Consider the following 25,301-nt stretch of genomic DNA (forward strand, 5'->3'; position numbering starts at 1 on the left):
TCAAAGGGGGTGACCGGCCGCGGAAAAATAAGCAATTTGCACTGTGACAAATATGTGGGCAAACAATCAACCCTCTCAATATTTAGACTGTTTCGATATAATAGTTTATAATGATTTCACAAGGACGCAAAATCGTCGTGAGTCGGGTCAGAATCCTTCATGTATCGGGGCTGGAAGGTAATGCAAATGCAGGAGGATGGTGATGAGGGGATTTCCCGGAGTCCTCTAAATGAAATTGCACGTTCTCTTGCGTTTACTGTGAACCGTTTTAACCGACGCTTAACGGAAGATTCCTTCCTTCTCTTTAACTCATTTGATATAATGAATTCTATTAGTGGTCAGACCACTTGGCAAAGGAGCGATTTTTCTTGTCCAGTTTGCGTGAAGAAGCTTTGAAGTTGCATCGGGAACACCGGGGGAAATTATCGGTGCAGTCAAAAGTGGCCGTGAGCAATGCCCGTGATCTGAGCCTGGCTTATTCACCCGGCGTGGCCGAACCTTGCCGGGAGATCCATGCAGATCCGGGAACGGTTTATGACTATACGATGAAAGGAAATCTGGTTGCGGTTGTGTCTGACGGCACGGCTGTGCTGGGACTCGGGAATATCGGCCCGCACGCGGCCATGCCGGTCATGGAGGGGAAAGCGGTTTTGTTCAAGTCCTTCGCCGGAGTGGACGCTTTTCCGATCTGTTTAAATACAACCGAAATCGATAAGATCGTGGAAACGGTGAAATTGCTCTCCCCCACTTTTGGCGGGGTCAATTTGGAAGATATTGCTGCTCCCAATTGCTTTATCATCGAAGAGCGGCTGAAAAAGGAGCTGGACATTCCCGTTTTTCACGATGATCAGCACGGAACAGCCATCGTGACGCTGGCCGGTCTGATCAACGCCCTGAAAGTCGTCGGCAAAAAGATGAGTGAAATCCGTGTCGTGGCCAACGGAGCCGGAGCAGCCGGAATTGCCATTATTAAATTGCTCCTTCGCATGGGTGTGCGTGACGTGATCATGTGCGACAGCCGCGGGGCGATCTTTGAAGGGAGGCCGTACGGCATGAACCCGATCAAAGAAGAGATTGCCCGGGTGACAAATCGTGACAAAAAGCAAGGGGATTTGGCGGAAGTGATCAAAGGGGCTGACGTGTTTGTCGGTGTATCGGTGGCAGGTGCGGTCACACCGGAGATGGTTCGGTCCATGAATGAAGATCCGATCATCTTTGCCATGGCCAATCCGGTTCCGGAAATTATGCCGGAAGAAGCGCTGGATGCCGGAGCCAGGGTAGTGGGAACGGGACGGTCCGATTATCCCAACCAGGTGAACAATGTGCTGGCGTTTCCGGGCATCTTCCGGGGAGCACTGGATGTTCACGCCCGCGGCATTAACGAGCAGATGAAAATTGCCGCCGCTTATGCCATTGCCAACCTGATTGAAGATCATGAATTGCGTCCGGACTATGTCATTCCCGCTCCGTTTGATCCAAGGGTAGCCCCCAATGTTGCCGCAGAAGTTGCCAGAGCTGCCATGGAGACCGGTGAGGCCCGGATTCATGTAAGTCCTCAAGAGGTGTACGAAAAAACGATGCAACTCTCCGCTGTTTACACACGTTAATCGTTTTGGAAAAGGTGGAACAATTGTCGTCATGACTTCGGAAGCTGGTTTAAGTAAATTTCAATCGATTTTAAAAGGAATCCATCAGTTGATCGAACAGGATGAGCTGCGCCCCGGAGATCGGCTTCCCTCCGAACGGGAATTATCCGAACGGCTGCAAGCAGGTCGTTCGTCGGTCCGCGAAGTGTTGCGCTCCTTGGAACTGCTGGGACTGATCAGCACGAAAAGGGGCGAAGGGACTTATTTGGAACCTCATCATTCTCATCATCTGGTCGATCTTTTAGCGGGATATATCCTGCGGGATGTAAAATCGCGACAAGATCTGCTTGAAGTGCTTGTACTTCTGGAAGCGGGAGCCGTCCGGCTGGCAGTGAGAAGAGCTGGACCAGCGGATATCGAGAGTCTGGAAAGTTGGGTCAACCGCATGAAAGAGCTGATGGAACACGGGGGAAATCTGGCAAAGGCAATGAAAGGCTTCCATGAACAGATCATCCGTTTGGCGGATAACTATTTGCTGGAGCGGATCTGGCACCCTGTCGTGCAGTACAGCGAAACTCTGTGGACGGAAGAGGAGATCCGGGACCGGCAAGCGAAGGAAAAGCTGCTTCACTGGTACCGGGAACTGGTCAAATCCTTGAAATATAAGAATGAACATCAAGCGGTGTCGGTGATGGAGACGATTTTGGAACATTTCACGCTGAAACGGACAGACGAAAACCATTTTGTTCCATTTCGTTGCGATGAATCATCAAGATAAGCTATAATGACTGCGAGCTGATAAATAAAAATCCCTTGGGATTCGCTTGCATTCATTACATAGATATCTTTTTTGATTTGGATTTGACAGATTGAAGTCTAGACTCGGATGAGGTGTTATTGTTGCTAAAGGACTTGTTTCGCAAACAGCGCAAATACGCAACGATTCCTTCTCCGGAAGCCAAAAAAGAAATTCCGGAAGGAATCATGCAAAAATGTCCCAGATGCGGGACGATCATGATCACCAAGGAGTTAGAAAAGAATTTAAAGGTATGTAAATCTTGCGGCTATCATTATTCCATGACTGCGCCCGAAAGAATCCGGTCGATTGTGGACGAGGGACGCTTTTTTGAATATGATGAAGACATGGTGTCTGAAGATCCGCTTGGATTTCCGGAGTATAAGAAAAAAATCAAGGCGGATATGGACAAATCCGGGCTGAAAGAAGCCGTCATCACCGGGGAAGGAACCATCGGGGGTTATCCGACCGTCATTGGTGTGATGGATTCCCGCTTCCGGATGGGCAGCATGGGTTCCGTTGTAGGCGAAAAAATTGCCCGTGCAGCCGGACGGGCGGTAGACAAGCAATATCCGTTTATCCTTTTCTCTGCTTCCGGAGGCGCCCGGATGCAGGAAGGGGTTCTTTCCTTGATGCAGATGGCCAAAACAAGTGCTGCTTTGGAAAAAATGCATCGCAATGGTCTTTTATTCGTTTCTGTCTTGACGAATCCGACCACGGGCGGGGTTTCTGCCAGCTTTTCTTCGCTCGGGGACATTAATCTGGCCGAGCCCGGGGCGCTCATCGGCTTTGCCGGAAGACGCGTCATCGAGCAGACCGTTCGCCAAAAACTTCCCGATGACTTTCAGACAGCGGAATTCTTGTTAAAACACGGCCAGTTGGACCGTGTGGTGCCGCGACATGAATTGCGTGACACTTTGATCAAGATCTTGGAGTTTCACGCGTACGGGAGGGAAACCCAATGAAGAACGGTTATTTGCCCTTTGAAAAGCCGTTGGCGGAGCTCAGGGATAAAATTACGGAGCTAAAGAAATTTACGCAGGAAAAATCGATCGATATGTCGGATGAGATCGCCACGTTGGAAGCGAAAGCCGCCCGATTGGAAGAGGAGATCTACGGCAATCTGACCGCGTGGCAAAAAGTGCAGATCGCCCGTCATGCCAGCCGCCCGACCACGCTTCACTACATCCGCACGATTTTTACCGATTTTATGGAATTGCACGGGGACCGGTTGTATGGGGATGATCCTGCCATTGTCGGGGGGATTGCCAAGTTGGACGGCCGTCCCGTAACGGTGATCGGACATGAGCGGGGAACCGATACAAAAGATAAAATTGCCCGCAACTTTGGATTGCCCCATCCGGAAGGATACCGGAAAGCCCTCCGGTTGATGCAGCAAGCAGATAAGTTCGGACGTCCGATCATCTGTTTTATTGATACGCAGGGAGCTCATCCGGGTGTGGAAGCAGAGGAGCGCGGCCAAAGTGAGGCGATCGCCCGCAACTTGAGAGAAATGGCAGGCTTTAAAGTGCCCATCATCTGTATCGTCACGGGTGAAGGGGGCAGTGGAGGAGCCTTGGCGATTGGTGTGGGAAACCGCCTGCTCATGCTGGAGCACGCCTATTACTCCGTCATTTCACCGGAAGGTGCGGCGGCCATCTTATGGAGAGATGCAGGCAAGGCACAGGAAGCAGCGGAAGCCTTAAAAATCACTTCTGCCGATCTCAAAGCGTTGGGCGTGGTCGATCAGGTCATTCCTGAACCCAAAGGAGGCGCCCACCGGGATCCGATGCAGCAATCCGCTTACATCAAAGAGGCTATTTTGGAAAACCTGCAGCCGCTGCTCAACATGACTCCCGAAGAGCTCGTCGAAGACAGGCACCGGAAATTTGCCGAGATCGGTCGATATACCACAATTGTACCCACCTAGAAACCGCTCGACGGTTTCTCTTTTTGTCCCGATTGGACGTTTTTTGTCCCTATGGGATAGGCTATTCTTAGTTTAGAGGTGATACGGATGAAACGGATTGCGGTTTTAACGAGCGGCGGTGACGCCCCGGGAATGAATGCGGCCATTCGTGCCGTGGTGAGAAGCGGTGTCTATCACGGTCTGGAAGTATATGGGGTTTATCGGGGATACAGTGGCTTGATTCAAGGGGATATCAAAAAATTAGAGCTCGGTTCGGTCGGCGATATTATCCATCGCGGGGGAACGGTGTTATACAGTGCCCGCTGTGAAGAATTCAAGACAGAGGAAGGGCGTCAAAAAGCGGTTGAACAATTGCGCAAACATCAAATTGACGGGTTGATCGTCATCGGCGGGGACGGAAGCTTCCGGGGGGCGCAAAAACTGACGGCTCTCGGGTTTCCCACCATCGGCGTTCCCGGTACCATTGATAATGATATTCCGGGAACCGACTTCACCATCGGTTTTGATACCGCGATTAATACAGTGATTGAATGTATTGATAAGATCCGCGATACGGCCACATCCCATGAACGGACCTATGTCGTTGAAGTGATGGGAAGAGATGCCGGTGACATCGCCCTTTGGGCAGGTTTGGCTGACGGGGCCGAGTCGATCCTGATACCTGAAGCTCCCTATCAGCTGGATGAGATTGTGGAACGGCTGAAGAGGGGAGGAGAGCGCGGGAAAAAGCACAGCATTATCATCGTAGCCGAGGGCGTCGGAAGCGGCGTGGAAATCGGGGAGAAAATCAAACAAGCGACTGGCTGGGAAACCAGGGTAACGGTGCTCGGCCATGTGCAGCGCGGAGGATCACCGACCGCATTCGACCGCGTATTGGCCAGCCGGATGGGGGCCAAAGCCGTGGAGCTTCTTTTAGCCGGGGAGCGTGATAAAATGGTAGCGATCCGGGATAATGAAGTTGTGGGTGTGGATTTTGATGTAGCGTTTTCCCAGAAACACCAACCGAATATGTCTCTTTATGAGTTAGCCAAGATCTTGTCCATCTAATTTTGAAGGGATGAGAGAAACATGCTGCGTAAAACGAAAATTGTTTGTACGATCGGCCCGGCAAGTGAAGATGTGGAAACACTCAGGAAGTTGATTGCGAACGGGATGAACGTTGCCCGGTTAAATTTCTCCCATGGCTCCCATGAAGAGCACGGGAGAAGAATTCAGAATATCAGAAGGGCTGCCAGAGAGGAAGGCAAAACCATTGCCATTCTCCTGGATACGAAGGGGCCTGAAATACGGACAGGCGACTTGAAGGAACCGTCGGTGGAACTGGTGGCCGGAAGAAAAATGATCCTGACCCCGGAGCCGGTTCTCGGTGACGAAAACCGCATTTCCGTTTCTTATTCGGGTTTGCCCAGGGATGTTCATCCCGGCTCTACCATTTTGATCGACGACGGTTTGATCGGTTTAACGGTTGACAAGATTGAGGGGACGGAAATTCACTGTACCATTGAAAACGGGGGAACGCTAAAAAGCCGCAAAGGCGTCAACATTCCCGGTGTCAAAATCAATTTGCCTGGAATTACGGAAAAAGATGCAGCGGATATTGTCTTCGGGATCGAACAAGGAGTCGATTTTATTGCCGCCTCTTTTGTCCGGAAACCCCAAGACGTGTTGGAGATTCGAAGAATTTTGGAAGAGCACGGGGCTGACATCCAAATTATCTCAAAAATTGAAAATCAAGAAGGAATTGACAACCTGGACAGCATCTTGGAGGTTTCAGACGGACTGATGGTGGCACGCGGAGATCTGGGGGTGGAAATCCCCGCAGAGGAAGTTCCGCTGGTGCAAAAAGAGATGATCCGGAAATGTAACCGCTTGGGCAAACCTGTGATCACGGCTACGCAGATGCTGGACTCCATGCAACGCAACCCGCGTCCGACCCGGGCGGAAGCCAGCGATGTGGCCAATGCCATTCTGGACGGAACAGATGCCATCATGTTATCGGGTGAAACAGCCGCAGGGAAATATCCGGTTGAATCGGTCCATACAATGGCGCGCATTGCCATCCGCACGGAGACCGCCCTCGGGTATCAGGAGCTGCTCAGGCAACGCGTGCGTGAAATTGACACCAGCATCACCGATTCCATCAGCCAGGCGGTTGTACATACCTCTCACAATTTGGATTGTTCAGCGATCATCACGGCTACGGAAACCGGCTATACCGCCCGCATGGTCTCCAAATACCGCCCGAAGGCACCGATCATTGCGGTCACACCAAGAGAAGATGTCTTGCGCAGATTGATGCTGGTGTGGGGAGTTCATCCGGTTCTGGGTGAACATGCCGTGACGACGGATGAAATGTTCCAAACCGCCATCTCTTCGTCATTGAAGAGCAAGTATGTCAACCAGGGCGATCTGGTCATTATCACCGCCGGTGTCCCTGTCGGGAAATCGGGCACGACCAATTTGATGAAAGTACATGTGATCGGGGGAGTATTGGCCCAGGGGCAAGGAATCGGAAAACAGGTGGTTACCGGGCCCGTCGTGGTGGGAATCACGGCGGAAGAGATCAGGGAGAAAATGGTGGACGGGGCCATCATTGTCACCCGCAGCACCGACAAGGATATGATGGATTCCTTCGAACGGGCGGGAGCGGTCATTACCGAAGAAGCGGGACTCACCTCCCATGCGGCCGTCGTCGGTGTCAGCCTCGGCATACCGGTCGTTGTCGGAGTGGAAAACGCGACAGAGGTATTGGCGGGTGAAACTGAGGTTACGGTAGACGCGGACCGCGGACACATTTACTCCGGACGGGCCAGCGTATTATAAACGAAAAACAGAAAACCCAGACGAACCATACGGCGGATCGTCTGGGTTTTTGTGTTTATCATTTATCCGTCCAGTTGCATGTCTCTTCGCTTACCATTCACAGCTTGATCGCTCAAATGAAACAGGGGGGATCATCCCCCCTTGGGAGTGCGTTCCTCCCTTTTTAGTACTTCAAACGGGAGTCGTTGATTATAGTAATCCTAAGCGTGGAAAGATCCACCAGCGCAATTTTTTGCGCTTTTGCTTTCTTTTTCTCAGTTTCACCATCGTCACTCCTTTCAAGCTTCATCATTTGATTTACCTTCATTCCCATCTCCGCAGTCGTGTTTTGCTTTTATTTTACCGCGACAATGTCAATTTGGCTATTCTCATTATGTGAGGACAAACTGCAAAATATGTGTCCGGATTCTCCATTTGTCCTTCCGCTATTGTTATAATAAGGCTGATTCCGCTTATTGAAGCGGTCATCGCTCATCATGCTACCGATCTCTGGATGGCTGGAGGTACACTCATGACAATAGCAAATCAAGCCAATTATACCACAGAAACAACTTTGCGGGTACGCTATCAGGAGACGGATCAAATGGGAGTCGTTTATTATGCGAACTATTTGGTCTGGTTTGAAGTGGGGCGTTCTGATTTTATTCGCAATCAGGGATACTCCTACCAACTGTTTGAAGAGCGGGGCTTGCTTTTGCCCGTGGTTGAGGTTCAATGCAAATATTTGGCGCCTGCCAGATATGATGAAGAAATCGTGGTACTCACCCGATTGGCTGAGTTCTCCGGCGGGAAGATGGTTTTTGAATACCGGATTATGAGAGCCGAAGACCGGAAGCTGCTGGTAACGGGTATGAGCAAGCATTTATGGGTAAATAAGGAGATGAAACGGGTGAATATCAAGCATCTGTACCCGGAAGTGTTTGACAAACTGGCGGCGTTGTGCCCGAAGGAAAAGGATGGGTCACGGTGTTCTGGTTGATTGTAGGGATCATCATTCTGGTTCCGGTGATCGAGCTGTGGGGTCTGATTACGGTCGGCAGCTGGATTGGGCCGTTCCCTACGATTTTGCTGGTAATCGCAACCGGAGTGATCGGTGGCTATTTAGCCCGCAGAGAAGGCTTAAACACCTACCGGCTGGCGATGATCCAGCTCCGAAACGGGGAACTGCCCGCGGATACATTGCTCGATGGCGCATGTATTCTGGCCGGCGGCATCTTTTTGTTAACCCCTGGCTTTTTCACGGATCTCATCGGATTTATCCTGGTGTTTCCGTATACGAGAGGCATGGCCAAGTTGCTTATCAAACGCTGGCTGAATAAGAAAATCCGGTCCGGTCACTTCAGCTGGTACCGAAAACGGTAAATTGCTTGGCGAGGAGAGTGACATCGGACCCGTTCGCTTAGAACGGGTCTTTTTTCATGGAGAGACGGGGGTTTTGCCTATAATAAATTTCCAGATATCGCGGAATACATGAGCCCTGTGCAAGGCGAGTAAAATAACGGATGAAACCGGTCCGATAATCAATCCCAGAAAGCCGAACAGCTTGAGCCCGACGAAAAGAGAAATCAGTGTCAGGAGGGGATCCAGCCCCACATTGGTGGCAACCAATTTGGGTTCCAGGAATTGGCGGACGACGATAATCACCCCGTACACGACGGATAAGCCGACTCCCAGATGAATATTTCCGGTGATGAATAAATAGATCACCCACGGAACGAGCACAGCGCCTACTCCCAAATAGGGAAGCAAATCGACCAGGCCGATGACAAAGGCAATAGTGAAAGCATACGGCACTTTTAAGATGACCAGGCCCAGGAACATGATGACCGCCGTAATGGAAATGAGCGTAAGCTGGGCCCGGATAAAGCCGAACAACGCTCTTTTCATGTCCTGAATCACCATGCCGCCGGTGGTTTGAATCCGGTACGGAATCACTCGGAGCAGTTTCAGGCGTAGACGCGGCCAATCCAATCCGATAAAAAAAGCGGCCAGGGTGATGAACACAAGCACGCTGAGCAGATAAGGCAGATCGCTGAGAAAGCGTCCGATTCCCGCGAGGATGCCGGTAATCATCTCTGTTCCTTTGTTGGTGATAACCCCGATATTTTCCTGAATGCTGGCTGTGATTTGCTGCTGGTGTTGAGGATTCTTCTGCAGGTATGTCTGAACGGTATCCATGATCCGTTTGAGATCCGTGTTTTCTCTGGTGAAGGTGTCTATAAAAAGCTGGCCCATTTTATTGAGAAATGCGGGCAGAAACTCTGCCAAACGGGTCAGCTCGACGACAATTTCCGCTACCAAAAAGATGAAAAAAGAAAAAATAAGGGTAAGTAACAGAAAGAGAACGAGCGTGACGCTTGCCCAGCGAGGAAGCCGTACTTTCCTTTCCAACCACTGCACCAGAGGCTCGATCATCATGGCGATCACCCAGCCGATGATAAATGGGTAGAGAAGAGGAAGTGAAAAGCTTATCAAATAATATGCGCCGACTACGATGATGAACACCGTAAAAGTCCGGATCGCGGGACCGAGCCAATAACTGTAATTCATGCAGTTGACCTCCCGAGTTTAAATCGCCGCTGAGCAATATTATAGCATTTTGGGGCTCTCCATGACAGGAACAGGGAGCCGGATTTATGTTTATTCATTCACAATTCTGACTCCCGTTGCTTGGAAGAAAAACACATAGGATGCGAATTACTTCAATTTGTGTTAAAATGATTAACGAATGAACTACGGGCACTTAAAAGGCAGATAATTTCTTTGTTTATGAAAAACTGTTTTTGTTTGCATAAGACAGTGTAAAAATACAACGGGAATCTGTTTCCAACATAAAAAAATTTGTGTAAATGCGAACATGCACTGTCTTTTCAGTAAAGTTCCCTTATAATAAAGATAAAGAATGATGGTTCATTCAGTTTGTAGCTTCAATATAAACATCTCACACAACCCGTTTCTCATGGTCAGAGGTGCTCTTGAGGTACCCTTATTATACAAGCCTGTTGTAAAGGAGCGATCATATGACGGTTGCAAAAGGTTTAGAAGGTGTTGTAGCTGTAACTTCCGAAATCAGCTCGATTGTGGATAGTGTTTTGACTTATCGTGGATATAATATTGATGAGCTGGCGGATTATTCTACTTTTGAGGAAGTTGCTTTTCTGCTGTGGAACGGCCGTCTTCCTTCCAAGGCCGAGCTGGATCAATTGAAGCGGGAACTGGATGAGAATGCAGCCATCCCGGATGCTTTGCTCGAACAGTTGAAAATCTTTCCGAAAACGGCTCATCCGATGTCTGTCCTGCGTACAGCCGTTTCCGCCCTGGCTTTGTATGATGACGAGGCCGAAGTACAGACGGTTGAGGCCAACCGCAAAAAAGCGATTAAGCTTACAGCCAAAATTCCGACAATTGTAACCGCTTTTGCCCGGATCAGACAAGGGCTGGACCCGGTCGCGCCCAAAGCGGGGATCGGCTTTGCCGCAAACTTCCTCTATATGTTAAACGGCGAAGACCCTTCCGAAGTTGCCGTTAAGGCGTTTGATAAAGCACTCATTTTGCACGCTGACCATGAGTTGAACGCTTCTACTTTCGCCGCTCGTGTCACCACCGGCACTCTGGCCGACATGTATTCGGCGATCACTTCAGCCATCAGTGCTCTGAAGGGGCCTCTTCATGGGGGAGCCAACGAACAGGTCATGGCCACTCTGGAAGACATTGGCTCGCTGGATCGGATTGAAAGCGTGATCCAAGCCAAACTGGATAATAAGGAAAAAATCATGGGCTTTGGCCACCGCGTTTACAAAGACGGGGATCCGCGGGCAAAACATTTGCGTGAGATGTCCCGCCAATTAGCCGAACAAAAGGGCAACACCCTGTGGTATGAAATGTCCACAAAAATTGAACAGCTTGTCTATGAGAAAAAAGGGCTAAAACCGAACGTCGATTTCTACTCTGCTTCTGTGTACACCTATCTCGGCATTCCCAGGGACCTGTTTACGCCGATCTTTGCCATGAGCCGCGTCACCGGCTGGACCGCCCATGTACTGGAGCAATATGCAAATAACCGGCTCATTCGCCCGCGTGCAGAGTATACCGGATTGACCAACCAGTCATATGTCCCCATCGATCAACGTTAATAGCGGTTGAGGGATAGCCATCCGTAATCTCAATTGTAGGTTCCCCTTGCGGGGATCTTCGCTGCAGCCGTATAATACTTCCAAGAAGTGCGGAAACACTTAAAACTAATATTCGAATGAAAACTCGGTCAATATGCAATTCGTGAAGAGCATGGCAAGAGTCGGCCCGATGAAGGGATCAGCCCGTCCGTTCACCGGTGCCGTGGTTGACATGGATGGGACGGGGGTCTACCCCGTCCCGGATCTTCAGTCTTTAACAGGAACTGACAAAAGGGGTGTTTTCATGGTACGGTTTGCAACGCTTGAACCACCGACAGTTGGCGAAAAAATTACAGTAACAGACGGGAAGTTACATGTACCGGACCAGCCCATTATTCCGTTTATCGAAGGGGATGGAACCGGCCCTGATATTTGGGCGGCTGCCAAGCGCGTTCTCGATGCTGCTGTGGAAAAAGCATATGGCGGAAAAAAGAAAATCGCCTGGTTTGAGGTGTATGCCGGCGAAAAAGCGAATGAAAAATTCGGCGAATGGCTCCCTGAAGACACACTGACGGCGATCCGTGAATACCGGGTAGCCATTAAAGGCCCGTTGACCACGCCGGTCGGAGGGGGAATCCGTTCCCTGAACGTGGCACTCCGGCAAGAGCTGGACCTCTATGTCTGCCTGAGGCCGGTTCGCTATTTTGAAGGAGTTCCATCGCCCGTCAAACGCCCGCAGGATGTCGACATGGTGATTTTCCGCGAAAACTCTGAAGATATCTATGCCGGGATTGAATGGGAAGCCGGATCTGAAGAAGTGAAAAAAGTGATCCGTTTCCTGCAGGAGGAGATGGGTGTCAAGAAAATTCGTTTCCCAGAAACCTCGGGAATCGGCATCAAACCGGTCTCTCAAGAAGGAACCGAACGCCTGGTTAAAGCAGCCATCGAATATGCGATCAACCATGGCCGGAAGAGCGTGACCTTGGTACATAAAGGAAATATTATGAAGTTTACCGAAGGAGCTTTTAAAAACTGGGGTTATGCTGTAGCCGAACGGGATTATGCCGGCAAGGTATTCACCTGGGCGGAGTATGACCGCATCAAAGCCGAAAAAGGGACAGAGGCAGCGAACCAGGCGCAAGCCCAAGCGGAAGCCGAAGGAAAAATTATTGTTAAAGATTCGATTGCAGACGCCTTTTTGCAACAAATCCTAACCCGTCCGGCAGAATATGATGTTATCGCTACGTTAAATCTAAACGGGGATTACATCTCCGATGCCTTGGCAGCGCAAGTGGGCGGAATCGGAATCGCACCCGGAGCCAACATCAACTACAACACAGGCCATGCGGTTTTTGAAGCAACACATGGAACCGCGCCTAAATATGCAGGGTTGGATAAAGTGAACCCGGGTTCAGTCATCCTGTCCGGCGTCTTGATGCTGGAGCACCTGGGCTGGCAAGAAGCAGCCGATATGATCTATGCCGCAATGAGCAAAACGATCAGCCAAAAAACCGTCACCTACGATTTCGCCCGCCTCATGGAAGGGGCGACCGAGGTGAAATGCTCCGAATTTGCTGATCACCTGATCAAGAATCTGTAATGAATAGCAAATCCATGACAGGTTCTTCTCAGCAATAAATTTTTAAAAGAGAGGTGAAAACCTGCTGCTTTCAGAGGAGTGACCCATCCGGCTTGCCATCACCCTGTAAACGGGAACCGGGCCGGGTGTCGGTTACGGCTTCACGAAGGAGGCACAACCCTCAGCTTGGATGAAGGCTGCCCCAAAATAGTACGGGCTCCGGGCCGGAGAAAGTACGGAAACACGAAGCCGGATGTTTCTCCGAGTTAGCAGCAGGAATGAAGATGGCAATTCGACGCAGAAAAATTTCGGTCATCGGGGCTGGTTTTACCGGTGCCACCACCGCTTTAATGCTGGCGCAAAAAGAACTGGGGGATGTGGTTCTGGTTGACATCCCGCAGGCGGAAGGACCCACCAAAGGGAAAGCGCTCGATATGTTGGAAGCCGGCCCTGTTCAGGGATTTGACGCCAACATTATCGGAACGAGCGACTACGCGGAAACGGCCAATTCCGACCTGGTGATCATCACCGCCGGAATCGCGCGTAAACCGGGGATGAGCCGGGATGATCTGGTAAGCACCAACGCCAAAGTGATGCGTGCGGTTACCGAGCAAGTGGTCAAATACTCTCCGGACTGTATTATCATCGTGTTGACCAATCCGGTGGATGCGATGACTTATGAGGTTTACCGGACGTCAGGATTCCCCAAACACCGAGTCATCGGTCAATCCGGAGTGCTGGATACAGCCCGTTTCCGGACATTTGTCGCGCAGGAGCTGAATATTTCCGTTGAAGACGTCACCGGATTTGTTCTCGGCGGCCACGGGGATGACATGGTCCCGCTGGTGCGTTACTCCTATGCCGGCGGAATTCCGCTGGAAAAAATGATTCCGAAAGACCGGCTCGACGCGATTGTGGAGCGCACCCGCAAGGGCGGCGGCGAAATCGTCAACTTGCTGGGAACCGGCAGTGCTTACTATGCTCCGGCAGCGTCGCTCGTGCAAATGGCTGAAGCCATCCTCAAAGACAAAAAACGCATTCTCCCGGCCATCGCATATCTCGAAGGAGAATACGGATACCACGATATTTACCTGGGAGTTCCCACCATTCTCGGCGGCAGCGGCTTAGAGAAAGTGATCGTGTTGGATCTGACCCCGGAAGAAAAAGCGGCCCTGGATCGCTCGGCCGAATCCGTCCGCAAAGTGATGCAAGCTCTGCCGGTATAATGGTTGATTGAACCTGAAAGCCTGGAGATCAAAACATTCTCCAGGCTTTTTTACCAGCATAAAAAATATAATTGGTAGACTATTTTTTCCACTGGTAATATTCTATTAAATACGCTAAAATGTAAGCGTATACAAGGAGGCGGTCATCATGGTTTTCGGAAAAGTCAATCCGACCGGAAAATACTGGGAAATGTGCGAAGTGGGGGACCGGGTAAGAGAAACGAGAACGGTCACCGTGAAGGATCTCTTTTCCTATCTCGGTGTCACAGATGATCAAAATCCGCTTTATTTGGAAGAGAATTATGCCATACAGGCAGGGTTTGAACAGGCGGTCGTTCCTGCCGGACTCTTTGTCGGCTGGCTTACCTCCCTGGCTTCGATGCATCTGCCGGGCCCGGGGAGTATGATCAAGGAACTTCGCCTATCTTTTCCGCAAGCGTTAAAACTGGGTGAAAAGGTAAATCTCTCTCTGGAGCTGACACATAAATGCGAACGTGAAAAAACGGTGACCTTGAAAGCGAGTGTGACGAGTCTCGGCAAGTCGATTGTAGAAGGAGAAATCGATGTGTTCCCGCCGAGGCCCCTTCGTTCTTTGTTGGACAATGCTTTTGAAAACTTTTGAATCCCTCGGAATCACGTTTTTGTCAAGGACCGCGTGGCAACCCCGGCTGACCAAGATTCATGCATGGTCAGCCGGGTTTTTATTTAGAAAAAAGAGACTGAACCCTGAGGTTCACATACGCTTGCATTCCAATTGTTCCACAGAGTGTGATAATCCCGACAATCACCGTGATTATGGGCCGCATTGACTTCACCTTTAAACGCTTCACTATTTGCATAGTTCAGCCATGCTTTTACTCCGAAGTAAACTCCAGTGGTCAGCAGGATCACTACAAAAAACCAATAAGCCAGCCTTTCTATCGGCGATGGACATACTCTTTCCAAGTTTCCAATCGTTCTCCTCCTAATTCTGTTTACAGACACTATCATACATAGAGCGAAATGTTTATTGGGAATAAAAAAGAATCTCGGATTCTCACAATGCTTCGGAGTCTCCCGCATCTTCGCGGTTGGCGGGCGATACAACAGCGGTTTCATGCTGTTTCCGACAACACGGCTTTCCCGGCAAAATTCACCTGATCGGGACCGTCACTTCTCTCCTGCTCGCTTCGATCCCGTTACCTTTCTCCATGATCCAGTTTTATTTCATTTTAGAAGGAAATTGTTTTTGTTTCTAATAAATGGGCGGATTCTTTACTGTTTCTTAACTTTGTTATGGTATGATTTGTTTTGTAAAGGAATGATGAAGCAGTTTGCTACTTCAAAATTGGAGGCCAAAAGCATGTCAAAAAAGATTTTGGTTGTTGATGATGAGCCATCCATTGTCAAACTTGTCCAGTTCAATCTGGAAAAAGAAGGATTCGATGTTGATGTCGCCTTTGATGGGCAAGCCGCCCTTGAAAAGATGAAAGAGAGGCTTCCAGATTTACTCGTGCTGGATTTAATGCTGCCCAAAGTGGATGGCCTGGAGGTGTGTCGTCGGATCAGGCAAGAAAAACGCCATATCCCCATTCTCATGCTGACGGCTAAATCCGATGAATTTGACAAGGTTCTCGGCCTGGAGCTCGGGGCCGATGATTATATGACCAAACCCTTCAGTCCCAGAGAGTTGACCGCGCGTGTCAAAGCGATTTTACGCCGGGTAGAAGCTCTTCAGGGGGAGAACAAACCGGATTCGGATCAACCGTTGATTCAAATCGGCGAATTGACCATTGATCCCGAAGGATATGTCGTAACCCGCGGCAATGCCGAAATCGATCTCACCCCGAAAGAGTTTGAGCTGCTTGTCTATATGGCCAGCCGCCGCGGTAAGGTGCTGTCCCGCGACCAACTGCTCAATGCTGTATGGAATTACGATTATATCGGGGATTCCAGAATCGTGGATGTCCATGTGAGCCATTTGCGTGACAAAATTGAAGCCGACTCACGCAACCCCGTTTATATCAAAACGGTCCGTGGAATTGGCTATAAATTTGAAGGTCCGAAAAAAACATGAGATCCTTGCGCGGAAAAATCACGGGGTCTTTTCTTCTGTTGATCGGATGTTCCGTGCTCGGAACCGGGATCTTTGTGGCCCTTTTGCTTCAGTCATCCTATTTGGACTCATTAACCGGACGGCTCACAAAAGAAGGAAAGATGATCGCGGAAACGATTGAATGGGAGAAAAACCTCGATGACCCGCATCATTTTGAACGTCAGGCCAACATCTACGGACGAACCCTGGGTGCACGGGTAACCTTTTTTGATGCTGAGGGAGTGGTACTCGGGGATTCTGCAGAGGGAAATCAGCTCAACGGGAAAGCTTTTCCTGAAGTGAAGCGGGGTTTACTCAAAAGCAGTGAACCGACTGTCATCAAAAATGATTTCCTGCACGCCACGCTGCCCGTGATCAGAAACGGCAAAGTTCTGGGGGCGATTCGCGTCTCAATGGATCTCGAGGAAGTGAATCGCTCTCTGGAGAAAGTTTGGTTGTCGCTCGCAGGGGGGCTCATCATCGCCTATTCCTTGGCGGCCTTTTTCAGTTCGCGGATTGCGGGCGGAGTGACGAGACCCTTGGAAGAAATTACACAGGTGGCAGTGGATATCGCGCAAAACAGAATCCACAAGCGGGTCCAGCAGACAGGAAACGATGAAATCGCCCGGTTGGGACGGGCGATCAACCGCATGGCCCACAGCCTGCAAAAACAGATGGAAACCATCCGGAAAAGCGAGCGCAGACTGGGAAGCATCATTGAATCGATGGAAAGCGGTCTGATCATGGTCGACTCGACAGGCCGGGTGAGCCTGGCCAACCGGGCTTTTGAACGGATGTTTGGTGTGCCGGCAGCAGATATTATCGGGGTTTCCTACAAGCGGCTTACCTATCCTTACGATTTGACCGCACTCATTACCGAATGTGCCGAAAGCGGATCACGGCTTCGCAAGGAGATCCATCTCTACTATCCGGAGGAGCGGATGCTGGAAGCCAACTTGGCCCCGATGTGGGTGGAGAAAAACGGGGTGGGTGTCGTCATCGTTTTTCACGACTTGACAGCGATCCGGCGTCTGGAGCAGCTCAGGAGAGATTTTGTGGCCAATGTCTCCCATGAGTTGAAAACGCCCATTACCTCCATTCTGGGATTTGCCGAAACTCTGTTGGACGGAGCTCTCAAGGACCCGGATACATGCAGGGAATTTTTGAAAATCATCCACGATGAAAGCCTGCGCTTGCAACGGTTGATCGGTGACCTGTTGGATCTGGCCAGCATCGAGTCGAAAAAGCTGCATCTCAATCTGAAGACCGTCTTCGTGGATTCGCTGATTCAGTCGGCGGTCAAAACGATTGAAGACCAGGTGCGCGCAAAAGGGCAAAGACTGGAAGTGCACATCGAAGAGCCGTTCGAGATCGAAGTGGATCCGGACCGTTTCAGGCAAATTATCCTCAATCTATTATCCAATGCGATGAATTACACGCCCCAGGGCGGGAGCATTACACTCGATGTCAGCCGCGAACCGCACCGGTTTCGGTTGAAGGTAACGGACACGGGAGTAGGAATCCCTCCGGAAGATCTGCCGCGGATTTTTGAGCGTTTTTACCGGGTGGATAAAGCCAGATCGCGCGATTCCGGCGGGACAGGACTGGGGCTGGCCATCGTGAAGCACCTGGTCGAGGTGCACAACGGTGAAATTGACGTGAAAAGTAAAGTAGGAACAGGAACCACCTTCACCCTTTCCTTCCCGCTCAAACAAGATCGCGATGGACCCGGTTAAACGCCGGGTTTTTTTGTACCTTAACATAATCTTTACATTCCGTTGATTGAAGGCTAATAGTCCCCCTTTATAGTTAAAGGTGATAAAGGGATTTATTTATAACTGGTAGGGGGTAAACATCCTTATGTTGAAGAAAGGTCTACTGTTAGGCGGCGTATTTGCGCTTGCATTCGGAGCAGTTGTCGGATGCTCTTCCGGTCAAGCGGGAAATGGCAATCAAGCCGGCGGGGACAAGCAATTGACCGGCTCCATCCGCTTGGACGGTTCCAGCACCGTTTACCCGATTTCCCAAGCGGTCGCTGAAGAGTTTATGAAAGAGAATCCGGGTGTGAAAGTAACTGTAGCTGAGTCGGGAACCGGGGGCGGATTCAAAAAATGGGCCAACGGTGAGATCGAAATCAGCAACGCTTCCCGACCCATCAAAGATGAAGAAAAAGCAGCAGCGAAACAAAAAGGAATTGAACCGGTTGAAATTCCGGTCGCGTATGACGGAATTGCCGTTGTTGTAAATAAAGAGAACAAATTTGTTGACAGCCTGACCGTTGAAGAATTGAAAAAGATCTGGGAACCAAACAGCAAAGTGAAAACCTGGAAAGACGTCCGTCCGGAATGGCCGGCAGAGCCGATTAAATTGTACGGGCCGGGTACGGCTTCCGGAACCTTTGACTACTTCACTGAGGAGGTCGTTGGTGAAGGTGGCAAAAGCCGTACGGATTACACGGCTTCCGAGGATGACAACGTACTGGTCAAAGGTGTGGAGGGAGACAAAAACAGCCTGGGTTACTTCGGATATGCTTACTATATGGAAAACAAAGATAAGTTGAAAATCGTAAAAATCGATGCCGGTAAGGGCGCCATTGAACCTACTGATCAAACCATCAAAGATGGCACCTATGCTCCGCTCTCCCGTAAAATCTTTATCTACCCGAGCAACAAAGTCTTAGTAAAGCCTGAAGTGAAAGAGTTTCTGAAGTTCTATCTCGAAACGGCCAAAGACTTGGTGAAAGAAGTGGGTTATGTTCCGCTGCCGGATGCGGATTACCAAAAATCTCTCGAACTGGTGAAATAACATTCCCAAGTCCCGGCTGAAAAAAGTGTGGTCCCTCCTTCCATAAAGGGAGGAGGGTGCCACATTTTTGCCTGTTTTTAACGGAAGGAGGAAGGTTAAAGCAATGTCACGATCCACAGCCCACATGCCGGACGCCGATCGGATGTTCCGCAAGAAACGGACCTGGAAGAACAGCATGGAAGCATGGATTCCTAAATTTTTGTTGTTTTGTGCGCTGATCTCGGTTGTCACCACCGTAGGAATTGTTTTCACTTTGATCACTGAGACCATTTCATTTTTTAAGGAAGTTTCGTTTGTCGAGTTTATCACGGAAACGGAGTGGACTGCTCTCTTTAGTGAAGATCAGCAAAAATTCGGGATTTGGCCGCTCATCTCGGGGACGATGCTCGTCACCGCAGGCGCGGCGGTTGTGGCGGTTCCGATCGGGCTTTTCAGTGCCATTTATCTGAGTGAATACGCACCGGACCGGGTGCGCCGGATCGTCAAACCGGTTTTGGAAATTCTGGCGGGAATCCCGACGATCGTCTACGGATATTTTGCCATCACGTTTGTGACACCGCTGCTCAGAACGTTTATGCCCGACTTAAACTTTTTTAACGCTTTAAGTGCCAGCATCGTGGTTGGCATCATGATCATCCCCATGATCGCTTCCCTCAGTGAGGATGCCATGAGCTCTGTGCCGAACAATATCCGTGAAGCTGCCTACGGGCTGGGATCCACCCGCCTGGAAGTGGCTTTAAAAGTGGTTGTGCCCGCGGCTTTGTCGGGGATTGTGGCATCGTTTGTGCTGGCTCTCTCGCGCGCCATCGGGGAAACCATGATCGTAGCGATTGCGGCTGGATCGACTCCCAATCTCACTTTCAATCCGACCGAAACGATCCAGACGATGACCGGTTATATGGTTCAGGCAGCGATGGGGGACATCAGTTATGAGAGCATTACCTATAAATCGATCTATGCGGTGGGAATGACGTTATTTGTATTCACCCTGTTGATGAATATGCTGGCACAGTATATCTCACGGCGCTTTAAGGAGGAGTATTGATGTCTGCACCTGAGACCGTATCCAAGGAGCAAGCGATCCATCAGACATCTGAGACCCGGAGCGACCGCTTTGACACATCCCGGGTGGCCTACAGGCGGATGAAAAATAAAGTGGCTCACGGATTGTTCTTTTCAGCCACATTGATCGGCGTGGTCGTGTTAGCTGTATTGCTCTTCGATATTTTTCAAAAAGGCTGGCCTTATCTGACTGCTGATTTCTTCAATAATTTTGCTTCCCGCCTTCCTTCGCGTTCCGGGATCAAAGCCGCCTTCTGGGGCTCCATCTGGATGATTGCCGTAACGGCTCCGCTCACTTTCATCCTCGGGGTCGCGTCAGCCATCTATCTGGAAGAATACAGCAAAAAAGGGTGGCTGAGCCGTTTTATCCAGCTGAACATCTCCAACCTGGCGGGTGTCCCGTCCATCGTGTTCGGCATTTTGGGTCTCACTTTGTTCGTACGGGGGATGGAGTTGGGAAAAAGTGTGCTCGCCGGCTCTTTGACGATGACTCTGCTGGTCCTGCCGACCGTGATCGTTGCTGCGAGAGAAGCGATCGCCAGCGTGCCGGGTTCGCTCCGGCAAGCATCTTACGCGATGGGGGCAACCCGTTGGCAAACCATCCGTCATGTCGTTCTGCCCTATGCATTTCCGGGGATTTTAACCGGTACGATTCTCGCCCTGTCCCGGGCCATCGGAGAAACGGCACCGCTGATTATGGTCGGGGCAGTGACCTTCCTGGCGTTTACGCCTTCTTCTGTGCTTGACGAGTTTACGGTTCTGCCGATTCAGATTTACAGCTGGATCGCGCAACCCAAAGATGAGTTTCAATATTTGGCGGCAGCCGGAATTATCGTTCTGCTCGTGATCCTTCTTTCCATGAATGCCCTGGCCATCTATCTGCGCAATAAATTTCAGCGCTGATGGATGGTGAATCGAATACCAAGGAAAGGAAGATTTCTCTTGAATCAGCTGGCAATTTCCGTACAGGATTTAAATTTGTATTACGGTGATAAACAAGCGTTGAGAAAGATCAACATGGAGATCGAAGAAAAATCGGTGACGGCATTAATCGGGCCTTCCGGTTGCGGGAAATCGACGTTCCTGCGTACGTTGAACCGCATGAATGATCTGATTCCGGGCGTCAGAATCGATGGGGAAATCATGATCCACAACCAAAATATTTATGACGATGAAGTAGATGTAGAGATGCTGCGCAAACAGGTGGGCATGGTTTTCCAGGCTCCCAACCCGTTCCCCAAGAGCATTTATGATAATGTCGCCTATGGTCCCCGCATCCATGGCATTAAGAATAAAAGCCGCCTGGACGAAATCGTGGAAAAAAGTCTGCGTGGCGCCGCTTTGTGGGATGAAGTGAAAGACCGGCTGAAAGACCGGGCCACCGGTTTATCCGGCGGACAACAACAACGCTTGTGCATCGCGCGTGCCCTGGCAGTGGAACCGGAGATTTTGCTGATGGACGAGCCGACTTCTGCCCTGGACCCCATTTCCACTTTGAAAATCGAAGAGCTCGTTCAAGAGTTGAAAAAGAATTACACCATTGTCATCGTGACGCACAATATGCAACAAGCGGCCAGGATCTCTGATAAAACGGCGTTTTTCTTAAACGGGGACATGATCGAGTACGACAATACGGATAAGCTGTTCTCCAACCCGCAAAACAAACAAACCGAAGACTACATCACCGGCCGATTCGGTTAAGGAGGAGAGATCATGGCACGCCATTTTGACCAATCCTTGCAAGATGTGAAAAAACTCCTGTTAGAGATGGGGGCCAGGGTGGAGATTGCTATTGATAAGGCCGTCAAGTCGCTGGCCTCTCTCCATGTTCCCATGGCGCAAATGGTTTGTTCAGAGGACCAAAAAATCGACGAGCTGGAATTGCAAATCGATGATACCGTTGCAAAGCTAATCGCCACTCAGCAACCGGTAGCCAAAGACTTACGCCTGCTGATCGCTGCGATGAAAATCGCTTCCGACATGGAGCGGATGGCCGACTTAGCCGTGAATATCGCTCAGGTGACGATTGAACTGAAAGAGAATAATCTGGGTTTGTTCAAGGAGCTGGAAGATATTCCGCGTATGGCGAAAATCACCCAGAAAATGGTGCATGACGGAATCAACAGCTATATTGACGGCAATATCGAATTGGCGAAGTCATTGGCCAAAACGGATGACCAGGTGGATCAACTGTACTTTGCCATCATCAAAGAACTGACCGCTTATCTGCCAGGCAGCAATGAAAACGCTGAAGTGGCGCTCAAGCTGTGTTTTGTGGCCCGCTATCTCGAACGGATTGCCGATCACGCCACCAATATCGCTGAAAGCATCGTTTATATTGAAACCGGGAAGCAAGCTGATCTCAACTAGCCGGGTTACGGAAAACTGTTCCTGTTCAAAGGAACAGTTTTTTTTCGCATAAAAGTGTATGTCCTGATGTGAAGCCGCTTTGAAAGATCCTATGGGCCGAATGCTTCGTTTTTCATTCCAATGCCTTTCAGTAGATGCGATCATTCGTTCGTTTATTTTGTGCCATTGTACTGGAAGCGGAAGGAAGCCTCATGATACAATAAACATGTTCTTATGTTGAGCGAGATGTGTATGGGTCATTGGTTCAGATAGATCGATAAAGATACGGAGGATGACCGTGGGTAAATTCGTTTTGATTGATGGAAACAGTATAGCTTTTCGCGCTTTCTATGCCTTGCCGCTCCTGTCCAGTGCCAGCGGTGTGTATACGAACGCCGTTTACGGTTTTACGATGATGCTGATGAAGGTGTTGGAAGAAGAGAAGCCGACACACCTGTTGGTGGCGTTTGACGCCGGAAAAACCACCTTCCGTCACCAAGATTATCAGGATTATAAAGGAGCGCGGGAGAAAACCCCGGGGGAACTGTCGGAGCAGATCCCTTTGATCAAACAAGTGCTGGATGCTTTTCAGATCCGTTACTTTGAGCTTGAAAACTATGAGGCCGATGATATTATCGGAACGCTGGCCCATTCCGATGAAGCGGGAGGGATGGAGACGCTCATCGTCAGCGGGGACAAAGACTTGCTGCAGCTCGTGAACGAGCGTGTGCAAGTGTTGCTGACCCGAAAAGGGGTGACGGAAACGGAGCGGTATGATGTTAAAGCGATTGCCGACAAGTACGGGCTCACCCCCAAACAGATTATTGATTTAAAAGGCTTGATGGGCGACGTCTCGGACAATATACCGGGGATCCCGGGCGTTGGGGAGAAAACGGCCTTAAAGCTGCTCCGTCAGTACCCCTCCGTCGAAGAGGTGGTCGAGCATGCGGATGAGCTGCCCGGCAAAAAACTTCAGGAAAAAGTCCGCGAGTATAAAGACCAGGCTCTTCTCAGCAAAAAATTGGCAACCATATATACCGGGGTTCCGCTGGAGTTCAGCGTCCAAGATCTGGAACTTCCGCCGCTGGATACCAACAAAGTGGCCGAGATCTTCAAAAAGCTGGAATTTAGGACGTTGCTCAACAGGCTCCCCGGAGGGAAACACGCAGACGAATCGGATCAAGCGGCTGCAGCGCCGTCGGAGATCGCTTATCAGATGGTTACCGATCAGAACCGCTCCGCAGCGGAAGGGTTGCTCAAACAGGATGATCTCGCTGTGTTTGTGGAGACCACCGAGGACAATCCCCACCGCGCCGATGTCGTGGGCATCGCAGTCTCTGACGGGGAGACCCACTTGTACATCCCGGTGGAGACAGCCCTTCACTGGAATGAATTTCAAAACTGGCTGGCCGACCGGCATCGCCGCAAGTTGGTTTATGATGTAAAAAAGACCAAGATCGCTCTGGAAAAGATAGGATTTCAACCGGCCGGTTTTCAGTTTGACGTGCTGTTGGCCGCTTATCTTCTGAATCCCTCGGAGTCTCAGTATGAATTGAGCGAGCTGGCTGCCCGTTATTTACAGAGCTCCATTCCCGCCGATGAAGAGGTTTACGGAAAAGGGGCGAAACGGCGCGCTTTGGAAGGCGAAGAACTGGCCGAGCACTTGGCCCGAAAAACTTCAGTCATTTATCAGTTGGCTCCGGTTCTGCTCAAAGAGCTGGAAGAAGCGGGTTTAAGTGAACTGATGTGCGATCTGGAAATGCCGCTTGCCCTTGTGCTGGCCGAAATGGAACAAGCTGGCGTGCTGGTTGACAAAGACCGGTTGAACGAGCTGGGCATTGAATTGAAAGAGAGTATGGACCGGCTGACGGTGGAAATTTATGACCTGGCCGGGACGGAGTTTAACATCAACTCACCCAAACAACTGGGAGAAATCCTGTTCGACAAATTGGGGCTGCCGGTGATCAAGAAAACCAAAACCGGGTACTCCACCAGCGCCGATGTGCTGGAGAAATTGGCACCGCAACATGAGATTGTGGAGAAAATCCTGCATTTCCGCCAGGCGGGCAAATTGTATTCCACTTATATCGAAGGGCTGAAAAAAGAGATCCGAGCCGACGGGAAAATCCATACCCGTTTCAATCAGACGATCGCAGCCACAGGCCGTCTCAGCAGCACCGAACCCAATTTGCAGAATATCCCGATCCGCGAAGAAGAAGGGCGGCGGATTCGCCAGGTTTTTGTCCCCTCGGAAGAGGGTTGGTACATCCTTGCGGCTGACTATTCCCAGGTGGAACTCCGCGTGCTGGCTCATCTGTCGGAAGATGAGAATCTGCGGGAAGCGTTCAGAAAAGGGGCGGATATCCACACGCAAACGGCGATGGATGTATTTGGGGTCAGTGAAGAAGAAGTTACCCCGCTCATGCGCAGGCAGGCCAAAGCGGTCAACTTCGGGATTGTTTACGGAATCAGCGATTTCGGCCTGTCGCAAAACCTGGGCATCACACGCAAGGAAGCCAAGGAATTTATCGAGCGTTATTTTGCCACGTATCCGGGGGTTAAAAGATATATGGACGCTGTGGTGGAACAGGCGAAAAAAGAAGGTTATGTCACCACTTTGCTTGGGCGCCGCCGTTATCTCCCGGATATCAACTCCCGCAATTTCAATCAGCGCAGTTTTGCCGAACGGACGGCCATGAACACCCCGATTCAGGGGACAGCCGCCGATATTATCAAACACGCCATGGTGGAGCTCGACCGGGAGATGAACGAGAAAAAGCTGAGGAGCCGCATGCTGTTGCAAGTGCATGACGAGCTGATCTTTGAAGTGCCCGAGGAAGAACTCGGGGTAATGCAGGAATTGGTCCGAAAAGTGATGGAGGGGGCTCTGCCTCTTTCCGTACCGCTGCACGTGGATGTCAATTACGGAAAAAACTGGTATGAAGCGAAATAACAACAG

22 protein-coding genes are annotated in these 25,301 nt (G+C 50.3%); 20 read left to right on the top strand and 2 right to left on the bottom strand.

Going from position 1 to position 25,301, the window contains the following annotated elements; genetic code table 11:
- Positions 1–368 precede the first annotated feature (368 nt).
- The 6 genes from ystJ (at position 369) to pyk (ending at position 7,135) form a co-directional block, all read left to right on the top strand.
- Positions 369–1,607: an NADP-dependent malic enzyme gene (gene ystJ / locus BMW55_RS05425; RefSeq protein WP_089966138.1), complete on the top strand. Its 1,239-nt coding sequence runs from the start codon at positions 369–371 to the stop codon at positions 1,605–1,607.
- Positions 1,608–1,638: 31 nt separating this feature from the next.
- Positions 1,639–2,364, top strand: a complete 726-nt coding sequence (locus BMW55_RS05430) for a FadR/GntR family transcriptional regulator (RefSeq protein WP_089966140.1) — start codon at positions 1,639–1,641, stop codon at positions 2,362–2,364.
- Positions 2,365–2,486: 122 nt separating this feature from the next.
- The gene (accD, locus tag BMW55_RS05435; RefSeq protein ID WP_089966142.1) at positions 2,487–3,347 is read left to right on the top strand and encodes an acetyl-CoA carboxylase, carboxyltransferase subunit beta; all 861 of its coding nucleotides are present in this window, start codon (positions 2,487–2,489) and stop codon (positions 3,345–3,347) included.
- Positions 3,344–4,312, top strand: coding sequence for an acetyl-CoA carboxylase carboxyltransferase subunit alpha (locus BMW55_RS05440; protein WP_089966144.1), 969 nt, complete (start codon positions 3,344–3,346; stop codon positions 4,310–4,312). The genes accD and BMW55_RS05440 overlap by 4 nt, the downstream gene beginning before the upstream one ends.
- Positions 4,313–4,399: 87 nt before the next feature.
- Positions 4,400–5,359 carry a 6-phosphofructokinase gene (pfkA, locus tag BMW55_RS05445; protein ID WP_089966146.1) on the top strand — a complete coding sequence of 320 codons (960 nt, stop codon included), beginning with the start codon at positions 4,400–4,402 and terminating at the stop codon, positions 5,357–5,359.
- A gap of 21 nt (positions 5,360–5,380) precedes the next feature.
- Positions 5,381–7,135 carry a pyruvate kinase gene (gene pyk / locus BMW55_RS05450; RefSeq protein ID WP_089966148.1) on the top strand — a complete coding sequence of 585 codons (1,755 nt, stop codon included), beginning with the start codon at positions 5,381–5,383 and terminating at the stop codon, positions 7,133–7,135.
- Between the two features lie 163 nt (positions 7,136–7,298).
- Here pyk and BMW55_RS19255 read toward each other — a convergent pair whose 3' ends face one another.
- Positions 7,299–7,442 (bottom strand): hypothetical protein, encoded by a 144-nt coding sequence (locus BMW55_RS19255; RefSeq protein WP_170839759.1) that lies wholly within the window; start codon positions 7,440–7,442, stop codon positions 7,299–7,301.
- A gap of 204 nt (positions 7,443–7,646) precedes the next feature.
- Here BMW55_RS19255 and BMW55_RS05455 point away from each other — a divergent pair, with 204 nt between their 5' ends.
- On the top strand, positions 7,647–8,114 hold the full coding sequence (locus BMW55_RS05455) for an acyl-CoA thioesterase (RefSeq protein ID WP_089966150.1): 468 nt from the start codon (positions 7,647–7,649) through the stop codon (positions 8,112–8,114).
- A complete protein-coding gene (locus BMW55_RS05460) occupies positions 8,102–8,497 on the top strand; it encodes an FxsA family protein (protein ID WP_089966152.1) in 396 nt (131 codons plus the stop codon). Before BMW55_RS05455 ends, BMW55_RS05460 begins: the two co-directional genes overlap by 13 nt.
- 54 nt (positions 8,498–8,551) lie before the next feature.
- Here BMW55_RS05460 and ytvI read toward each other — a convergent pair whose 3' ends face one another.
- The gene (gene ytvI / locus BMW55_RS05465; RefSeq protein WP_089966154.1) at positions 8,552–9,685 is read right to left on the bottom strand and encodes a sporulation integral membrane protein YtvI; all 1,134 of its coding nucleotides are present in this window, start codon (positions 9,683–9,685) and stop codon (positions 8,552–8,554) included.
- A 470-nt stretch (positions 9,686–10,155) separates the two neighbouring features.
- Between ytvI and citZ the strand changes: the two genes are divergently transcribed.
- The 12 genes from citZ to polA all read left to right on the top strand — a co-directional run bounded on the left by citZ (position 10,156) and on the right by polA (position 25,295).
- Positions 10,156–11,268 (top strand): citrate synthase, encoded by a 1,113-nt coding sequence (citZ, locus tag BMW55_RS05470; RefSeq protein WP_089966156.1) that lies wholly within the window; start codon positions 10,156–10,158, stop codon positions 11,266–11,268.
- Between the two features lie 283 nt (positions 11,269–11,551).
- Entirely contained in the window at positions 11,552–12,847 is a 1,296-nt protein-coding gene (icd, locus tag BMW55_RS05475; protein ID WP_089966505.1) for an NADP-dependent isocitrate dehydrogenase, read from the top strand.
- A 263-nt stretch (positions 12,848–13,110) separates the two neighbouring features.
- Complete coding sequence (gene mdh, locus BMW55_RS05480) at positions 13,111–14,052, top strand: malate dehydrogenase (protein WP_089966158.1); 942 nt, start codon at positions 13,111–13,113, stop codon at positions 14,050–14,052.
- A gap of 148 nt (positions 14,053–14,200) precedes the next feature.
- Positions 14,201–14,674: a MaoC/PaaZ C-terminal domain-containing protein gene (locus tag BMW55_RS05485; RefSeq protein ID WP_089966160.1), complete on the top strand. Its 474-nt coding sequence runs from the start codon at positions 14,201–14,203 to the stop codon at positions 14,672–14,674.
- 720 nt (positions 14,675–15,394) lie between these two features.
- The gene (locus BMW55_RS05490) at positions 15,395–16,108 is read left to right on the top strand and encodes a response regulator transcription factor (protein ID WP_089966162.1); all 714 of its coding nucleotides are present in this window, start codon (positions 15,395–15,397) and stop codon (positions 16,106–16,108) included.
- A complete protein-coding gene (pnpS, locus tag BMW55_RS05495; protein WP_089966164.1) occupies positions 16,105–17,862 on the top strand; it encodes a two-component system histidine kinase PnpS in 1,758 nt (585 codons plus the stop codon). The genes BMW55_RS05490 and pnpS overlap by 4 nt, the downstream gene beginning before the upstream one ends.
- 124 nt (positions 17,863–17,986) lie before the next feature.
- A complete protein-coding gene (locus tag BMW55_RS05500) occupies positions 17,987–18,931 on the top strand; it encodes a PstS family phosphate ABC transporter substrate-binding protein (protein WP_089966166.1) in 945 nt (314 codons plus the stop codon).
- Positions 18,932–19,034: 103 nt separating this feature from the next.
- Positions 19,035–19,976 (top strand): phosphate ABC transporter permease subunit PstC, encoded by a 942-nt coding sequence (gene pstC, locus BMW55_RS05505; RefSeq protein ID WP_089966169.1) that lies wholly within the window; start codon positions 19,035–19,037, stop codon positions 19,974–19,976.
- A gap of 98 nt (positions 19,977–20,074) precedes the next feature.
- Complete coding sequence (gene pstA / locus BMW55_RS05510) at positions 20,075–20,896, top strand: phosphate ABC transporter permease PstA (RefSeq protein WP_244527464.1); 822 nt, start codon at positions 20,075–20,077, stop codon at positions 20,894–20,896.
- Positions 20,897–20,935: 39 nt separating this feature from the next.
- Positions 20,936–21,694, top strand: a complete 759-nt coding sequence (pstB, locus tag BMW55_RS05515; RefSeq protein WP_244527455.1) for a phosphate ABC transporter ATP-binding protein PstB — start codon at positions 20,936–20,938, stop codon at positions 21,692–21,694.
- A gap of 12 nt (positions 21,695–21,706) precedes the next feature.
- Entirely contained in the window at positions 21,707–22,363 is a 657-nt protein-coding gene (phoU, locus tag BMW55_RS05520) for a phosphate signaling complex protein PhoU (protein WP_089966175.1), read from the top strand.
- 277 nt (positions 22,364–22,640) lie between these two features.
- Positions 22,641–25,295: a DNA polymerase I gene (gene polA / locus BMW55_RS05525; protein WP_089966177.1), complete on the top strand. Its 2,655-nt coding sequence runs from the start codon at positions 22,641–22,643 to the stop codon at positions 25,293–25,295.
- Positions 25,296–25,301 lie beyond the last annotated feature (6 nt).

The organism is Lihuaxuella thermophila (assembly GCF_900110165.1).
GTDB classification, from domain to species: Bacteria; Bacillota; Bacilli; order Thermoactinomycetales; family Thermoactinomycetaceae; genus Lihuaxuella; species Lihuaxuella thermophila.